Origin of the sequence: Kutzneria sp. NPDC052558, assembly GCF_044547355.1 — a bacterium.
Classification (GTDB): domain Bacteria; phylum Actinomycetota; class Actinomycetes; order Mycobacteriales; family Pseudonocardiaceae; genus Kutzneria.
Window position 1 is genome coordinate 19339 of the sequence record NZ_JBIUAG010000014.1, and the last position, 13331, is coordinate 32669.

The 13331-nt window shown below is 68.5% G+C and carries 13 protein-coding genes and 1 pseudogene; 6 read left to right on the forward strand and 8 right to left on the reverse strand.

All coding sequences use genetic code 11. The features are described 5' to 3' along the window. The first annotated feature begins 10 nt into the window (after positions 1 to 10). The 3 genes from ACIG5F_RS24870 to ACIG5F_RS24880 all read left to right on the forward strand — a co-directional run bounded on the left by ACIG5F_RS24870 (position 11) and on the right by ACIG5F_RS24880 (position 3077). Positions 11 to 952 carry a phosphotransferase gene (locus ACIG5F_RS24870; RefSeq protein WP_396521254.1) on the forward strand — a complete coding sequence of 314 codons (942 nt, stop codon included), beginning with the start codon at positions 11 to 13 and terminating at the stop codon, positions 950 to 952. After that, a complete protein-coding gene (locus ACIG5F_RS24875) occupies positions 949 to 2466 on the forward strand; it encodes an amino acid permease (protein ID WP_396521256.1) in 1518 nt (505 codons plus the stop codon). The genes ACIG5F_RS24870 and ACIG5F_RS24875 overlap by 4 nt, the downstream gene beginning before the upstream one ends. 194 nt (positions 2467 to 2660) lie before the next feature. Next, on the forward strand, positions 2661 to 3077 hold the full coding sequence (locus tag ACIG5F_RS24880; protein ID WP_396521258.1) for an RDD family protein: 417 nt from the start codon (positions 2661 to 2663) through the stop codon (positions 3075 to 3077). Here ACIG5F_RS24880 and ACIG5F_RS24885 read toward each other — a convergent pair. Together ACIG5F_RS24885 and ACIG5F_RS24890 are read right to left on the reverse strand one after the other, a co-directional pair. After that, positions 3067 to 3573 carry an OsmC family protein gene (locus ACIG5F_RS24885; RefSeq protein ID WP_396521260.1) on the reverse strand — a complete coding sequence of 169 codons (507 nt, stop codon included), beginning with the start codon at positions 3571 to 3573 and terminating at the stop codon, positions 3067 to 3069. The genes ACIG5F_RS24880 and ACIG5F_RS24885 overlap by 11 nt on opposite strands. Before the next feature lie 91 nt (positions 3574 to 3664). Then, positions 3665 to 4249 (reverse strand): TetR/AcrR family transcriptional regulator, encoded by a 585-nt coding sequence (locus tag ACIG5F_RS24890; protein WP_396521262.1) that lies wholly within the window; start codon positions 4247 to 4249, stop codon positions 3665 to 3667. Between the two features lie 59 nt (positions 4250 to 4308). Here ACIG5F_RS24890 and ACIG5F_RS24895 point away from each other — a divergent pair, with 59 nt between their 5' ends. After that, a complete protein-coding gene (locus tag ACIG5F_RS24895) occupies positions 4309 to 5319 on the forward strand; it encodes a hypothetical protein (protein ID WP_396521264.1) in 1011 nt (336 codons plus the stop codon). 3 nt (positions 5320 to 5322) lie between these two features. On the opposite strand, the gene ACIG5F_RS24900 is transcribed toward ACIG5F_RS24895, so the two are convergent. Next, the gene (locus ACIG5F_RS24900; RefSeq protein WP_396521266.1) at positions 5323 to 5541 is read right to left on the reverse strand and encodes a cold-shock protein; all 219 of its coding nucleotides are present in this window, start codon (positions 5539 to 5541) and stop codon (positions 5323 to 5325) included. A gap of 179 nt (positions 5542 to 5720) precedes the next feature. Between ACIG5F_RS24900 and ACIG5F_RS24905 the strand changes: the two genes are divergently transcribed. Then, positions 5721 to 7046, forward strand: a complete 1326-nt coding sequence (locus ACIG5F_RS24905) for a glycoside hydrolase family 27 protein (RefSeq protein WP_396521268.1) — start codon at positions 5721 to 5723, stop codon at positions 7044 to 7046. 134 nt (positions 7047 to 7180) lie between these two features. On the opposite strand, the gene ACIG5F_RS24910 is transcribed toward ACIG5F_RS24905, so the two are convergent. Both ACIG5F_RS24910 and ACIG5F_RS24915 read right to left on the reverse strand, forming a co-directional pair. Continuing rightward, positions 7181 to 8527 (reverse strand): ricin-type beta-trefoil lectin domain protein, encoded by a 1347-nt coding sequence (locus tag ACIG5F_RS24910; protein WP_396521270.1) that lies wholly within the window; start codon positions 8525 to 8527, stop codon positions 7181 to 7183. A 277-nt stretch (positions 8528 to 8804) separates the two neighbouring features. Continuing rightward, positions 8805 to 10634, reverse strand: coding sequence for an RICIN domain-containing protein (locus ACIG5F_RS24915; protein WP_396521676.1), 1830 nt, complete (start codon positions 10632 to 10634; stop codon positions 8805 to 8807). 361 nt (positions 10635 to 10995) lie between these two features. Here ACIG5F_RS24915 and ACIG5F_RS24920 point away from each other — a divergent pair, with 361 nt between their 5' ends. After that, positions 10996 to 11199, forward strand: coding sequence for a cold-shock protein (locus ACIG5F_RS24920; RefSeq protein ID WP_396521272.1), 204 nt, complete (start codon positions 10996 to 10998; stop codon positions 11197 to 11199). A 219-nt stretch (positions 11200 to 11418) separates the two neighbouring features. On the opposite strand, the gene ACIG5F_RS24925 is transcribed toward ACIG5F_RS24920, so the two are convergent. The 3 genes and pseudogenes from ACIG5F_RS24925 to pcaD form a co-directional block, all read right to left on the reverse strand. Further along, positions 11419 to 12249 (reverse strand): IclR family transcriptional regulator C-terminal domain-containing protein, encoded by an 831-nt coding sequence (locus ACIG5F_RS24925; protein WP_396521274.1) that lies wholly within the window; start codon positions 12247 to 12249, stop codon positions 11419 to 11421. Continuing rightward, complete coding sequence (gene pcaC / locus ACIG5F_RS24930) at positions 12246 to 12626, reverse strand: 4-carboxymuconolactone decarboxylase (RefSeq protein ID WP_396521678.1); 381 nt, start codon at positions 12624 to 12626, stop codon at positions 12246 to 12248. The genes ACIG5F_RS24925 and pcaC overlap by 4 nt, the downstream gene beginning before the upstream one ends. Further along, positions 12612 to 13328 (reverse strand): annotated as a pseudogene (pcaD, locus tag ACIG5F_RS24935) (3-oxoadipate enol-lactonase); the annotation flags it as partial. The gene pcaC and the pseudogene pcaD, both read right to left, overlap by 15 nt. Positions 13329 to 13331 lie beyond the last annotated feature (3 nt).

Sequence of the window (13331 nt, forward strand, 5' to 3'; positions counted from 1 at the left end):
GGACCGACACTTGCTGATCACGTCCCCGCGGATGGGAGGCCGGTTGCTGGACGAGATCGTCGCCAAGGTGCCGGAGTTCGCCGGACCGGTGGAGCTGACCGTGATCAAGGGCGGGCTCAGCCATCGGGTGGTGCGGGTCGACGCCGGCGGCGACCGGTTCGTGCTGCGGGTGCTGGACCCGGCCGTCACCGCGGCCGGCCTGGGCGTGCCGATGGAGCAGGAGATCGCCAACACCGTGCTGGCCGCCGAGACCGGGGCCGGGCCGCGGGTGCTGCGGGTGTTGCCCGAGCAGCACGCCCTGGTGCTGGAGTTCGTGGACGGCGTGACGTTGTCGGCGGCCGACGTGCCGTCGAGGCTGGACGGCATCGCCGCCGCCTGCCGCCGGCTGCACTCGGGGCGGCCCTTCGGCAACACCTTCGACATCTTCGAGAAACTGACCGAGTTCCTGGTCCTGTGCGAACGGCACGACCTCGGCCTGCCCGAGGGCTACGCCGACCAGCTGCCGCTGGTGGCCCGCATCCGCGAGGCCCTGGCCGCCCGGCCGCTGCCGCGGGTGCCGTGCCACAACGACCTGCTGGCCGAGAACTTCATCGCCGAGGGCGACCGGGTGCGCATCGTCGACTACCAGCTGTCCGGCCAGAACGACCCGTGCTTCGAGCTGGGCGACATCGCCGCCGAGGCGCTGCTGGACGCCGACGGCGTGGACCGCCTGACCGGCGCGTACTTCGGCCGGGACCGCTCCCCGGCGCTGCTTGCTAGGGTCCGGCTGTACCTGACGATGTCCAACGTGACGTGGACGCTGTGGTTCCGGGTCCACAGTGGACTGCTGGACGGCCGGGAGGTCGATTTCGACTACGCGGCCGAGTCGGCCGCGAAGTGGGGGCGGGCGCTGAGCGATCTCGGCGATCCCGGGTTGGGAGCACTGCTGGACACCGTGCGGAGGCAGCCGTGAGCGAGCAGGTCGACGGTCATATCGACGATGACGCCAGTACGCTGGCCCGACTGGGCTATCGGCAGGAGCTGAGCCGGACCTGGAGCGGCTTCTCCAACTTCGCCATCTCCTTCTCCATCATCTCCATCCTGTCCGGCTGCTTCACCACCTTCGGGCAGGCCTGGAACAACGGCGGCCCGGTGGCGATCTCCTGGGGCTGGCCGATCATCTCGGCGTTCATCCTGATCATCGGGTTGTGCATGTCGGAGCTGGTGTCGGCGTTCCCCACCGCCGGCGGGATCTACTGGTGGGCCTCGAAACTGGGCAAGCCGGTGCACGGCTGGTTCACCGGCTGGCTCAACCTGGTCGGGCTGGTCGCGGTCACCGCGTCGGTGGACTACGGCTGCGCTACCTTCATCTCCCTGTTCCTGTCCCTTGTGGACTCCGGCTGGGAGGGCACGCTCAACCAGATCTTCGTCATCTTCGTGATCGTGCTGGTGCTGCACGCCCTGATCAACATCTTCGGCAGCCACCTGGTGGCGTTGCTCAACAACGTGTCCGTGTACTGGCACGTGCTCGGCGTGGTGGCCGTGGTGGTCATCCTGGCCGTGGCCCCGGCCGACCACCAGAGCTTCTCGTTCGTGTTCACCGAGCGCATCAACAACTCCGGCTTCTCCGACGGCACGTACTGGTTCTACGTGCTGCCACTGGGTTTCCTGCTCACCCAGTACACGATCACCGGCTTCGACGCGTGCGCGCACATCTCCGAGGAGACCAAGGGCGCGGCCCGCACCGCCGCCCGCGGCATCTGGCAGTCCATTCTGTACTCGGCCATCGGCGGCTGGATCCTGTTGCTGGCGTTCCTGTTCGCCGCGACCAACGTGGACGAGATCAACAAGCAGGCCGGCTTCATCGGCTCGATCATCACCACCGCGCTGAACTCCAACCTGGCCATCGTGGTCGTCGGCATCTCGGCCATCGGCCAGTTCTTCTGCGGCATGAGCTGCGTGACCAGCACCTCGCGCATGGGCTACGCCTTCAGCCGTGACGGCGCGGTTCCCGGGCACCGGCTGTGGTCCCGGCTGAACTCCCGGCGGGTCCCCGTCAACGCCGTCATCGCCGCCTGCGTCGCCGGTCTGATCCTCACGCTTCCCGCTCTGTACAAGAGTTCCGCCGGCGTGCCCACCGCTTTCTACGCCGTCGTCTCGGTCGCGGTGATCGGCCTGTACCTGGCTTTCCTGATCCCCATCGCGCTGCGCCTGCGGGCCGGCGACTCGTTCGTGCCCGGCCCGTGGACCCTGGGCCGCAACTACAAGTGGATGTGCTGGGTCGCCATCATCGAGATCATCGTCATCTCGGTCTACTTCATCCTGCCGACCGTGCCGGCCGGTGTGCCCGGCGACAGCTCCTTCAGCTGGACCGCCGTCAACTACGCCCCGCTGGCCGTCGGCGGCCTGGTGCTGCTGATCGCGATCTGGTGGTACGCCTCGGCCCGGAAGTGGTTCACCGGCCCCAAGCACACCATCGAGATCTGACCCGGTCTGGAAGGTCGTCCGGTCCGCCATGGCGTCGAGCACCGTGCCCAGGCCCTCTGCTCGACCCGTGGCGGAATCTCCGGTACTGGCCGACGGCGTATTCGTCCACCGGGTTGTCCATCGCGCGCTTCACCGGGCCCGCTGTTGAGCCGGTTCCGCCTCCCTCGCGGCGCCGGTTTTGGCATCATGGGGAGATGGGGGCCGAAACCACCGAATCTTCCATTTTCGACGAGCTTGTCCTGGTCAGCGGGCGAGACGTCCATGAGCGGCGGCCCCGTCATCCGGTCCGCCGCACCGTGGCCTTCCTCGTCGACGCGGTCCTGCACCTGGCCTTCGCCTTGTTCTGGATGGTCCTGTTCCTCGCCGCCGTGCCTGGCGCCGGCGTCTGGGCCGTCCTCGGCGTCACCCTCGGCGCCTATGTGCTGTGCTCCTTCACCCATCGCGTGTTCTTCCAGAACGTCTGCCGCGCCACCGTCGGCAAGCTGCTCGTCGGCCTCCGCCTGCTCCGCGTCGACACCCGGGACCGGCCCTCGGTCGGCGAGCTGAGCCGGCACTGGGGCGCCTGCACCGTCATGGTCGTCCTGTTCGCGCCGTTGCACCTCATCCCGTGAGCTGGGCCAGGGTGGTGCTGGTCGGGGTCGGGTTGCGGAACAGGTCCAGCACCGGGCAGTGCTCGTCCACCTGCTGCTTCAGCTTCTCGTAGTCGGCCGCGTCGGCCGGGCCGGCCAGTTCCACCGTGATCCGCACGTCGGTGAATCCCGGCCTGGTGTCGGCGAAGCCGAAGAAGCCGTGCAGGTCGAGGTCTCCGTCCACGGTGACCTTGACCTGCTCCAGCGGGATGCCCAGCTTCGCCGCCCAGAACTGGTACGTGATCACCTGGCACGAACCCAGGGCCGCCAGCGCGTACTCCACCGGGTTGGCCGCCGTGTCGGTGCCGCCCAGCGGCGCCGGCTCGTCGACCGCGAACCGGTGGTCACGGACCCGGACCTCCACCGCCGTCGCCGTGCCGGGCACCAGTGTGTTGGCCACGCTGAACGACACCTGGGCGTTGGCGGGATCGGCGGCCGTGGCCTGCCGGGTCCCCTCGATGACATCGGTCAAGGACATGGTGGGCTCCCGTGCTCGATTGATGGGACGGCCCTAGCGTGGACCAGCCACATCCCGGGGGCGAGACCGTCCACCTGCTGAGAAGCCCTTGCTACCGGCCGGCGCCGCGGATCAGCGGGAGGTAGACGAGGTCGACGATCTCCAGGATGACCTCGTCCTCGACCGGGGTCATGCCTCGGGTCATGAACTCGTTGCGTAGCAAGGTGAGGGCGACGGTGGCGACGCGGGGGTGGAGGCATTCGGGCGGGGCCTCGCCGCGGTCGACGGCGTGGTGGAGGATGGTGAGCCACAAGGCGCTGGCCCCGTCGGCGACCGTGTTCCGGAGCTCGGCCAACAGGTCAGGGTCCTCGGCGGCGCCGGCCATCAGGCCGGCGGCGACGTTGGCCTTGGGGGTGGCCAGGTCGGCGTTCATCCGGCGCAGCACGGCCAGCACATCGGTCCGCAGCTCGCCGGTGTCGGGCGGCCCCAGAGCCGTCTGCACCAACAGTTTGTACGCGGCGACGCCGAGCGCGGCGCGGTTGGGCCAGCGGCGGTAGATCGCGTTCTTGTTGGTGCCGGCCCGCTGGGCGACGCGGTCCATGGTCAGGCCGGCGTAACCGGATTCGGTGAGCTCGTCGGCCGCCGCGCGCAGGATCGCCTCCTCCAGCACGGCCCCGCGCCGCCTCACCTGCGCCATGGTACTGAAAGTACCTTATTCGATTGATAGGGTACCGTCTGTACCCTATGGTTCGGCTCATGCGAGCCAACGGCATCAGCTACGACACCGGGTTCCTCGCCGGCGGGACCAGCACCCACGAGCCCTTCGATCCCGACACCGTCCGGCGGGAGCTGCGGGTGATCCGCGACGACCTGCACTGCGACGCCGTCCGGATCACCGGCGGCGACGTCACCCGACTCGACCTCGCCGCCGGCGCGGCCGCCGACCTCGGCCTGGAGGTGTGGCTCTCCCCGTTCACCTGCGACCTCACCCGGGACGAGCTGTTGGCGGTGTTGGCCGACTGCGCCGACGTGGCCGAGCGGTTACGCCGCGGGGGAGCGTCCGTGATTGTGCTGACCGGGGCCGAGTTGAGCATCTTCACCGTCGGCTTCCTGCCCGGCGACACCCTCGACGACCGCCTGTCGCTTATGGCCGATCCGGCTCGGCTGGGGCCGGCGATCGCCAAGGTTCCCTTGCTGCTCAACGAGTTCCTCGCCCGGGCGGTCGCGGTCGTGCGGGAGCGCTTCGCCGGGCCGGTCAGCTACGCCGCCATCACGTCCTTCGAGGGCGTGGACTGGACCCCGTTCGACTACGTGTCCGTGGACCTCTATCGCTCCACCCAGGTCGCCGCCGGCTTCGCCGACGCTGTCCGATCCCTTGTCGCCCAAGGCAAACCCGTTGCCATCACCGAGTTCGGCTCCGCCACCTTCCGCGGCGCCCCGGATCTCGGAGCCCATGCCGCTGGCATCGTCGTCCGGGACGGCGTCGTCGCTGTCGGCCTCGACGGCGACTACGAACGCGACGAGGCTGGTCAGGCCGCCCATCTGGTGGAGCTGCTCGACCTCTTCGACGCAGCCGGCGTGGACACCGCGTTCGCCTACACCTTCGCCAACTACCACCTGCCGCACCGCGACGGTCCCCGACGGGACCTCGACCTCGCCAGCTACGGCGTGGTCACGGTGTTCGAGGATCGCTTCGGCGTCACGTATCCGGACATGCGCTGGGAACCCAAGGCCGCTTTCACTGCCTTGGCCGAGCGTTATCGCTAGGGTTCAGACCTTGCGGGCCCTGGTGGCCACGAAGCGGAAGCTGTCCTGCTGTGCCGGCACGTAGTCGAACTCGACCTGGTCGCCGGCGTCGAAGGCACGAAACCCTTCGATCTCGATGGCGCTGAAGTGGACGAAGACGTCCTGGCCGGGCGGCAGCTCAGCGCAGGAGATCGCGCCCCACCCCTTCTCGACCTTGAAGAACTTCACGGTGCCATGCGCCATGTCCGGCAGCATGGCGCGCGGAGTCGGGAGGCACAACGGGATTACGGGTGCGGGGTCTTGGCCCGGCGTCGAAGCAGGGCGGCTGTCAGCTGTCGACAGAGATAGTTGACGGCGGAAATAAAGGGGGGCTACCGTGAATTTTCCCTGCTCAGCGTGGATCAGGAGAAAAGAGACTGCCCATGCCCAGTCGTCTCACGGTGTTCGCGGCGGTGGCCGCGAGCCTTGCCGTCCTGCTACCGGGCGCGAGCCCGGCGTACGCCAAGACCAGTTTCGGGGTTCCGGCCATGGGCTGGAGCAGCTGGAGCGTCGAGTCGTCCACCCGCGCCACCTACGGCACGAGCTGGCTGACCGAGTCCCACGTGGAGGGCGCGGCCGACGCGGTGGCCTCGAAGCTCAAGTCGGCCGGATACCGGTACATCGACATCGATTCCGGGTGGAACGCCGATCTGTCCTTCAACGGACACACCGACGCCAACGGGATCCCGGACCCCGACCCGACGCGGTTCCCGGACGGGATCTCGGGCGTGGCCAACTACGTGCACAACGAGGGCCTGCTGCTGGGCCTCTACACCACGGTCGGCCTGGACAAGGGCGTGTACGACAAGAACGCGCCGATCGCCGGAACCAGTTGCCACACCCAGGACATCGCCCAGCAGCCGCTGACATCGACCAACGGCTGGGGCAGCTCCTGGAAGATCAATTACGGCAACTCCTGCGCCCAGGCCTACATCAACTCCGTGGTGAACAAGTTCGCGTCCTGGGGCGTGGACCTGATCAAGATCGACGGCACGACCACCGACAGCGTGCCCGACGTGCAGGCCTTCTCCCGGGCGATCGACCAGTCCGGCCGCAGCGTCTGGCTGACCACCAGCGCCTGGCCGGTGCCGCAGTCCATCGAGTCCCAGCTGGCCCCGTACACCAACGACGTCCGCGTCGACACCGACGTCGAATGCTACTGCGGCACGCTGTCCACCTGGAGCAGCTCGGTCAGCGCCCGCTGGAACGACCTGCCCAACTGGCTGTCCGGTCTGCAGTCGGGCTACTTCCCCGACCTGGACTCGATGCCCATCTCCAACAACTCCGGCAGCGCCATCCAGGACGGCATCACCAGCACCGAGCGGCAGAGCGTGATGACCTTCTGGTCCATGGCCTCGGCCCCGCTCTACGTCGGCGGTGACGTCTACTTCCTCGACAACGAAGCCGTTTCCATCCTCACCAACCCGGAAGTCGTCGCCGTGGACCAATCCGCGCGCTTCCCGACCCGGGTCACCAGCGGCACCCTGCAGAAGTGGCGCAAGCAGCTGCCCGACGGCAGCTGGGCGGTCGCGGTCTACAACCTCGGCTCCTCGGCCGCCAACATCACCGTGAACTGGAGCGACCTCGGCATCACCGGCAGCCACCCGGTGCGAGACCTCGTCTCCCGCACGGATCTGGGCTCCGCCAACGGAAGCTGGACCGCCACCGCCGTCCCCGCCCACGGCTCCCGCCTCATCAAGGTCACCTGATGCGGTGACAGCAACGCTTGGAAGGGGGCTTTCCTCCACTCGGAGTGGAGGAAAGCCCCCTTCCAAACGGGTAAGGCTTGACCGGCGGGGTTCGCCTGGGGTGTCAGGCGGTCGGCGGTTGGGGACAGCTCAGATCAGTTGAGGGTCCAGAGTTGGTTGGCGGTGGCGGCGCAGGTCCAGATCTGCAGCGGCGTGCCGTCGGCGGAGCTCTGGTTGGTGGCGTCCAGGCACTTGCCGGAGCCGGTGTTCACGAGCTCCTTCTGCGTGTTGACGGTCCACTGCTGGGCGGCGGTGCCGTTGCAGTCGTAGAGCTGGACCTTGGTGCCGTTGGCGGTGCCGGCCGACGCGACGTCGAGGCACTTGCCCAGGGACTGGAAGGTGTTGCCGGTGTGGGTCCAGTTCTGGGCGGTGGTGCCGTTGCAGGTGTAGAGCTGGATCTGCGTGCCGTTGGCGCTGTTGGCGCCGGCGACGTCCACGCATTTGCCGCCGATGCCGGTGATGGTGTGGCCGGCCGGCGGGGGCGGGGTGGTGCCGCCGCCGGTGATCTGGTTGAAGATCCGCGAGTACGCGTAGCCGGTGCCCTTGTCGTAGGCGTCGACCTCCCAGAAGGCCAGCTCGGCCACGCCGTTCTGGGCCGCGAAGGTCTCCAGGGTCTGGGCGTCGGTCTGGCTGAACTGGGCGCCGTCGTCGTTGCGGCCGGCGATGGGGGTCAGGCCCATCTTGGCGTACGCGGCCGCGGTGGAGATGCCGTACAGGCTGGCGAGCTGGCTGGCGGTGGCGCGGGCGGCCGACAGCGCGTCGTTGATGACCGGCTGCCCGTCGTAGAAGTCCATCACCATGATGTTGACGACGCTGACGTTGACGCCCTTGTTCTTGGCGTCCACCAACAGGTTGTACTCCCCGCTGGGCAGGCCGCCGGGGCCGACGCCGAGCGTGAAGTCGACCTGCACGGCCGGGTTCTGCTGTTGCAGGGCGGCCAGCGCCTGGTCGCGCCGGGCGGTGGAGGCGGTGTCGTTGAGCACGCCGCCCTCGATGTCGAAGTCCAGGCGGTTGGTGCCGTAGGTGTTGACCACGTTGGCGTAGGCCGCGGTCAGGCTGGACACGTTGGTGCAGGTCTGGGCCAGCTCGCCGCCCTCGGCTCCGCCGAAGGAGGGGATGACGTTGCCGCCGGCCGCCTGCAACGAGCTGATCTGCGACGCGAACGAGCCGACGCCGGTGCCGTTGGCCTCCCAGATCGGCGTGCAGCCGGACTGGGGCGTGAAGAAGGCCAGCGTGTAGAACTTCGTGCCGGTGGCGCTCATGTCGGAGGCCATGTCGCCGGCGGTGGAGTTGCTGATCTGCAGGTACGGGGCGGAGTAGTGGGCAGGGAAGGCCGCGCCCGCGGCCGGGGCCGCCGTCGCGGTCGGTTGGAGCACCAGCATGGCCGCGGTCGCCACCGGCAACGCGGCGGCCAGCGCCGCTCTCGTTCTGGTGATGCGCATGGTCGATCTCCTACGGGTATCGCACGGCCGGAATCGTGCAGGCAGGGGTGGAAATCCGGCATTTCTCGGAAAAGGCCCGTGAACGGCGACGGCGGGGAAGAACGCGAGCGAATTCCGTGCGGTATTTATACCGACCGATCGGCCGCCGATCAATAGCGCGTTCGGGGCAAAACCGCAGGTCAGGTCGGATGTTTCGGGAACGTTGGAACCGTCCCGACCCGTCGCGGGCGGAACGCGCGACGGGTCGGGACGGAGCCTTTACTGTGCGGTCAGTACGTCAGTTGAGCGTCCACAGCTGGTTGGCCGTGCCACCGCACGTCCAGATCTGCAATGGCGTGCCGTCGGCGGAGCTCTGGTTGGTGGCGTCCAGGCATTTTCCGGAGCCGGTGTTGACCAGTTCCTTCTGCGCGTTCAGGGTCCACTGCTGGGCGGCGGTGCCGTTGCAGTCGTAGAGCTGGACCTTGGTGCCGTTCGCCGTCCCGGCCGAGGCCACGTCCAGGCACTTGCCCAGCGCCTGAAGCGCGCTGCCGGACTGGGTCCAGGACTGCGCGGTGCTGCCGTTGCAGGTGTAGATCTGGACCTGGGTGCCGTTGGCGCTGCTGCCTCCGGCCACGTCCACGCACTTGCCGCCGATGCCGGTGATGGTGTGGCCGCCCGGCGGCGGGGTGGTGGTGCCGCCCTGCGTGCCGGTCCAGGTGAAGGTGGCGCTGGTGGCCGCCGGGATCGAGTACGTGAAGGACTCGTTGCCCCAGTTCACCCGCACGCTCTGCGCGCTGCCGGAACCGTTGTAGGCCACCAAGGCCTTGGAGCCGTCCGGGTTGATCCACGCGACGTTGCGCACCGTGCCGTCGTTGGAGGCGATGCGGGTGGCGCCGGGCTTGACGAACTTGGTCAGCTGGCCCATGTCGTAGTACTCGATGTTGTAGTCGACCTGGCCGCGCCGGCTGTCGTTCTGGTGCACGGTGATCAGGCCGGTGCAGGTGTTGCAGCCGCCGTTGTTGGGGCCCATGGACTCGTTGACCGCGAGGCTCCACTTCACCACGCTACGGTCCCAGTTGCGGGTGTAGTCGATGATGTTGTTCATGTCCTCGTTCTGCTGGTTGCCGATCCAGGTGCCGCCCGAGTGCTCGGTCTCGTACATGTTCATCGACGGGTACTGGTTGTGCACCGTCGTCTGCTCGGAGACGTTGCCCTCGTAGCCGTGCCAGGCCACCCCGCCGAAGTTGGCGTCGCCGCGGATCGAGGCGTCGGTGACCGTCGGCGCGCCGAAGCTGTCGTAGCTGTCCCAGTTCCAGTCCAGGGCCAGGACCTTGGTCGACAGCCCGGCCGAGTGCAGCGCCGGCAGCAGGTTGTTCTTGGCGAAGAAGGCCAGCCCCGCGCCGTTCCAGTTCATGCCCGGGTAGTTGCCGCCCACGGTCGGCTCGTTCTGCTCGGACACGTAGTCGATCGGGATGCCCTGGGCCGCGTAGCCCTGGATGTACTTGACGAAGTAGTTGGCGTACGCCTGGTAGTACTGCGACTGAAGCCAGCCCTGGATGTAGGAGTTGTTGTCCTTCATCCACGGCGGCGCGGTCCACGGCGAGCCCATGACCTTCAACGACGGGTTGAGCTGCTTGGCCTGCTTGGTCAGCGGGATGACGTCGACCAGGTCGTGCGACAGCGTGAAGTTGTTCAGGTTCGGGTCGGCCGCGCCGTCGTCGTAGGTGTAGCTGTTGCGGGCCAGGTCCGATGCGCCCATGGGGTTGCGCAGGAAGTCCAGGCCGATGCCGTTGACCGGGTCGAACAGCTTGGTCATGGTGGCGTTGCGGGTGGCGGCGGACAGGGCGCCGCTGGAGTTCATCAGGTACGCCGCGGTGTCGGTGAACGACGCGCCGGCCCCCTCGAACTGCTGGTACCGGGTGTTCTCGTCGACGGTGATGGTCTGCTGACCGGTCCCGGTGCCGGCGGCGAAACTGATCGGGGTCTGCTGCTGTAGGCCGCGGGTGACGGTGCGGCCGCCGGAGTCATTGGTGGTGGTCAGCCAGATGTTCACGGATTCGTTGGCGGCGTTGGCAGTCGGGGCGGCCATCACTCCCGCCACGAGTAACAGGGGCACGACGAGCATCATTGGTCGCACGGCAGCACCTCGTTCGACAGGTTCACAGGGTCCGTCGGTGTGTGAGGCTCGATGGCGGTGCGCGCGTCACACCTTATTTCGAGTCATGATTTAAGAGGCGAACCCTTGGTGAGTCAAGGGGGCTGGGTGCCCCCGGTCACACCTGTACGAGTGGCGGACTTCCACCCTGCGTGTCCGATGTGGTTGACTGTGTGCGGTCGCATTCTGTGTTCGTGTCGTATCCACGCTCGCGGAAGAAGTCGCGGGCGGTGGTCCTCCTCGCAGGGAACCGGGTGAAGATCCCCGTCCGCGATCAGACCCGTAGCGTCGTGGTTGCGGCGAGACGTAGTACCTGTTTGAGGAGATAGATCAAGTGGCTCAGGGCACCGTCAAGTGGTTCAACTCGGAGAAGGGCTTCGGCTTCATCGCCCCGACCGGTGGTGGCGCTGACGTTTTCGTGCACTACTCGGAGATCCAGGGCAACGGCTTCCGTACCCTGGAGGAGAACCAGCTGGTTGAGTTCGAGATCGGCCAGGGCCAGAAGGGCCCGCAGGCGATGGGCGTCCGCGCCCTCTGAGATCGGCTGACCGATATCGGCTGGCTGTGTACTACTGAGCAGCTCGGCTGAGCGAGGCCCGTCACCATGGGTGGCGGGCCTTTCGTTTGTTCCGGTTGTTTCAGCCGGCATTTCGGACGACCCATTTCCGCCGAACGGTCGACATCGTGCGCGTTCGGCGGAACGGGTGGTTCGAGATGTGTGTCGGTGAACGCCGACAAGGCCCGGCCTTTGCCGCGCTCAGCGGTGGTTGCCGCGCAGGTCGTGTTCGATGGCCAGGGCGGCGGTCCGCAGCGGGGGCAGCAGTTCCACCCTGATGTCGTCGGAACTGCCGCGGCTGGCGTGGGCGGAGACGTTCACGGCGGCGGCGACGGAGCCGTCGGGATTGTGCACGGGCACGGCGATGGAACGCAGGCCCTCCTCCAGCTCCTGGTCGACCAGCGACCAGCCCTGCTCTCGGACGTGCTCGATGATGGCCCGCAGCAGGTGCTTCTCCACGGTGGTGTACCGGGTCAGGGGCCGCAGGTCGGCCTCCTTGAGGTAGCGGTCGAGCCACTCGTCGGTCTGCGAGGCGAGCAGCACCCGGCCCATCGAGGTGGCGTAGGCCGGGAAGCGGGTGCCGACGGCGATGCTCACGGTCATGATCCGCTTGGTGGGGACGCGGGCCACGTACACCACGTCCAGGCCGTCCAGCACGGACACCGAACTCGACTCGTGCACCTGGGACACCAGGGTTTCCAGGTGCGGCTGCGCCACCTCGGGTAGCCCCATGCTGGACAGGTAGGCGTAGCCCAGCTCCAGGATGCGCGGCCGCAGCGCGAACAGCCGGCCGTCGGTGCGCATGTAGCCCAGCTCCACCAGGGTGTGCAGGAATCGCCGGGCGGCGGCCCGGGTGAGGCCGGTGGCCCGGGCGACGTCGCTCAGCGTCAGCTCGGCGTGCTCGGCGTCGAAGGCGCGGATCACGGCCAGTCCCCGCTCCAGGGACTGGACGAACGCGGTGCCCCGCGTCGCCTCGGAGACTTCGACGGGCACGGGCGGCACCTGGACATCGGGCGCGGGTGTCTCGTTCATGGTGTGTCCAGGGTAGACAGCACCTGGTCGGCGATCCGGAACGCCCGGTTGGCGGTCGGCACCCCGGCGTACACCGCGACCTGGAGCAGCACCTCCTTGATCTCCTCGACGGTCATGCCGTTGCGCAGCGCGGCCCGCACGTGCATGGCCAGCTCGTCCTCGTGCTGCAACGTGGCCAGCATGGCCAGCGTGATCGCGCTGCGGGTGCGCCGGTCCAGGCCGGGCCGGGTCCAGATGTCGCCCCAGGCGTAGCGGGCGATGAAGTCCTGGAAGTCGGCGGTGAACGGCGTGGTCGCGGCCTGGGCCCGGTCCACGTGGGCGTCGCCCAGCACCTGCCGGCGCACCGAGGTGAAGTGCTCCACCAGTAGCGGAGTCACCGTTTCGGGTGATTCCACCGGGGCCAGGTGCGCCCCCGGCACGATCCGCAGCCGCGCGCCCGGCACCGCGTCGGCGATGGCCTGCCCGTGCTCGACCGGCGTGGCCCGGTCCGCGTCGCCGGCCACCACCAGGGTCGGGGCGGTGATGGAGGGCAGCGCCGCCCGCAGGTCCAGCGTGGCCAGCGCCTCGCAGCACGCCGCGTAGCCCTCGCTGTCGGCCGCGGACATCATCTCCACCAGCCATGTCCGGTCGCCGTAGTCGGCGGTCACCCAGCGGTCCACCACCGCGTCGGCGATGGCGGCCGTGCCGTTGGCCCGCACCGCCGCCGCCCGCTCCCGCCACGAGTCGGGGGTGCCGAAGTAGGCGGTCGTGCAGCACACCGCCAGCCGGTCGATGCGCTCGGGGGCGTTGGCCGCCAGCCACAGGCCGACCATGCCACCCAGTGACAGCCCCAGGTAGTGGGCCCGCTCCACGCCGGCCTCGTCGAGCAGGCGCAGGGCTCGCCGGCCGAGCTCGTCGAGGGAGTCGATCCCCTTCTCCGCCTCGGCATCGCCGTGGCCGGGGTGGTCGATCAGCAACAGCCGCAGCCGCTCGCCCAGGGCGGGCAGCTGTTCACGCCACATCCGGGCGTCGGCCCCGAGCGAGTTGCCCACGACCAGCACCGGCCCCTCGGCCGCGCCGGCCCAGCGGAAGTCGGTCACGCG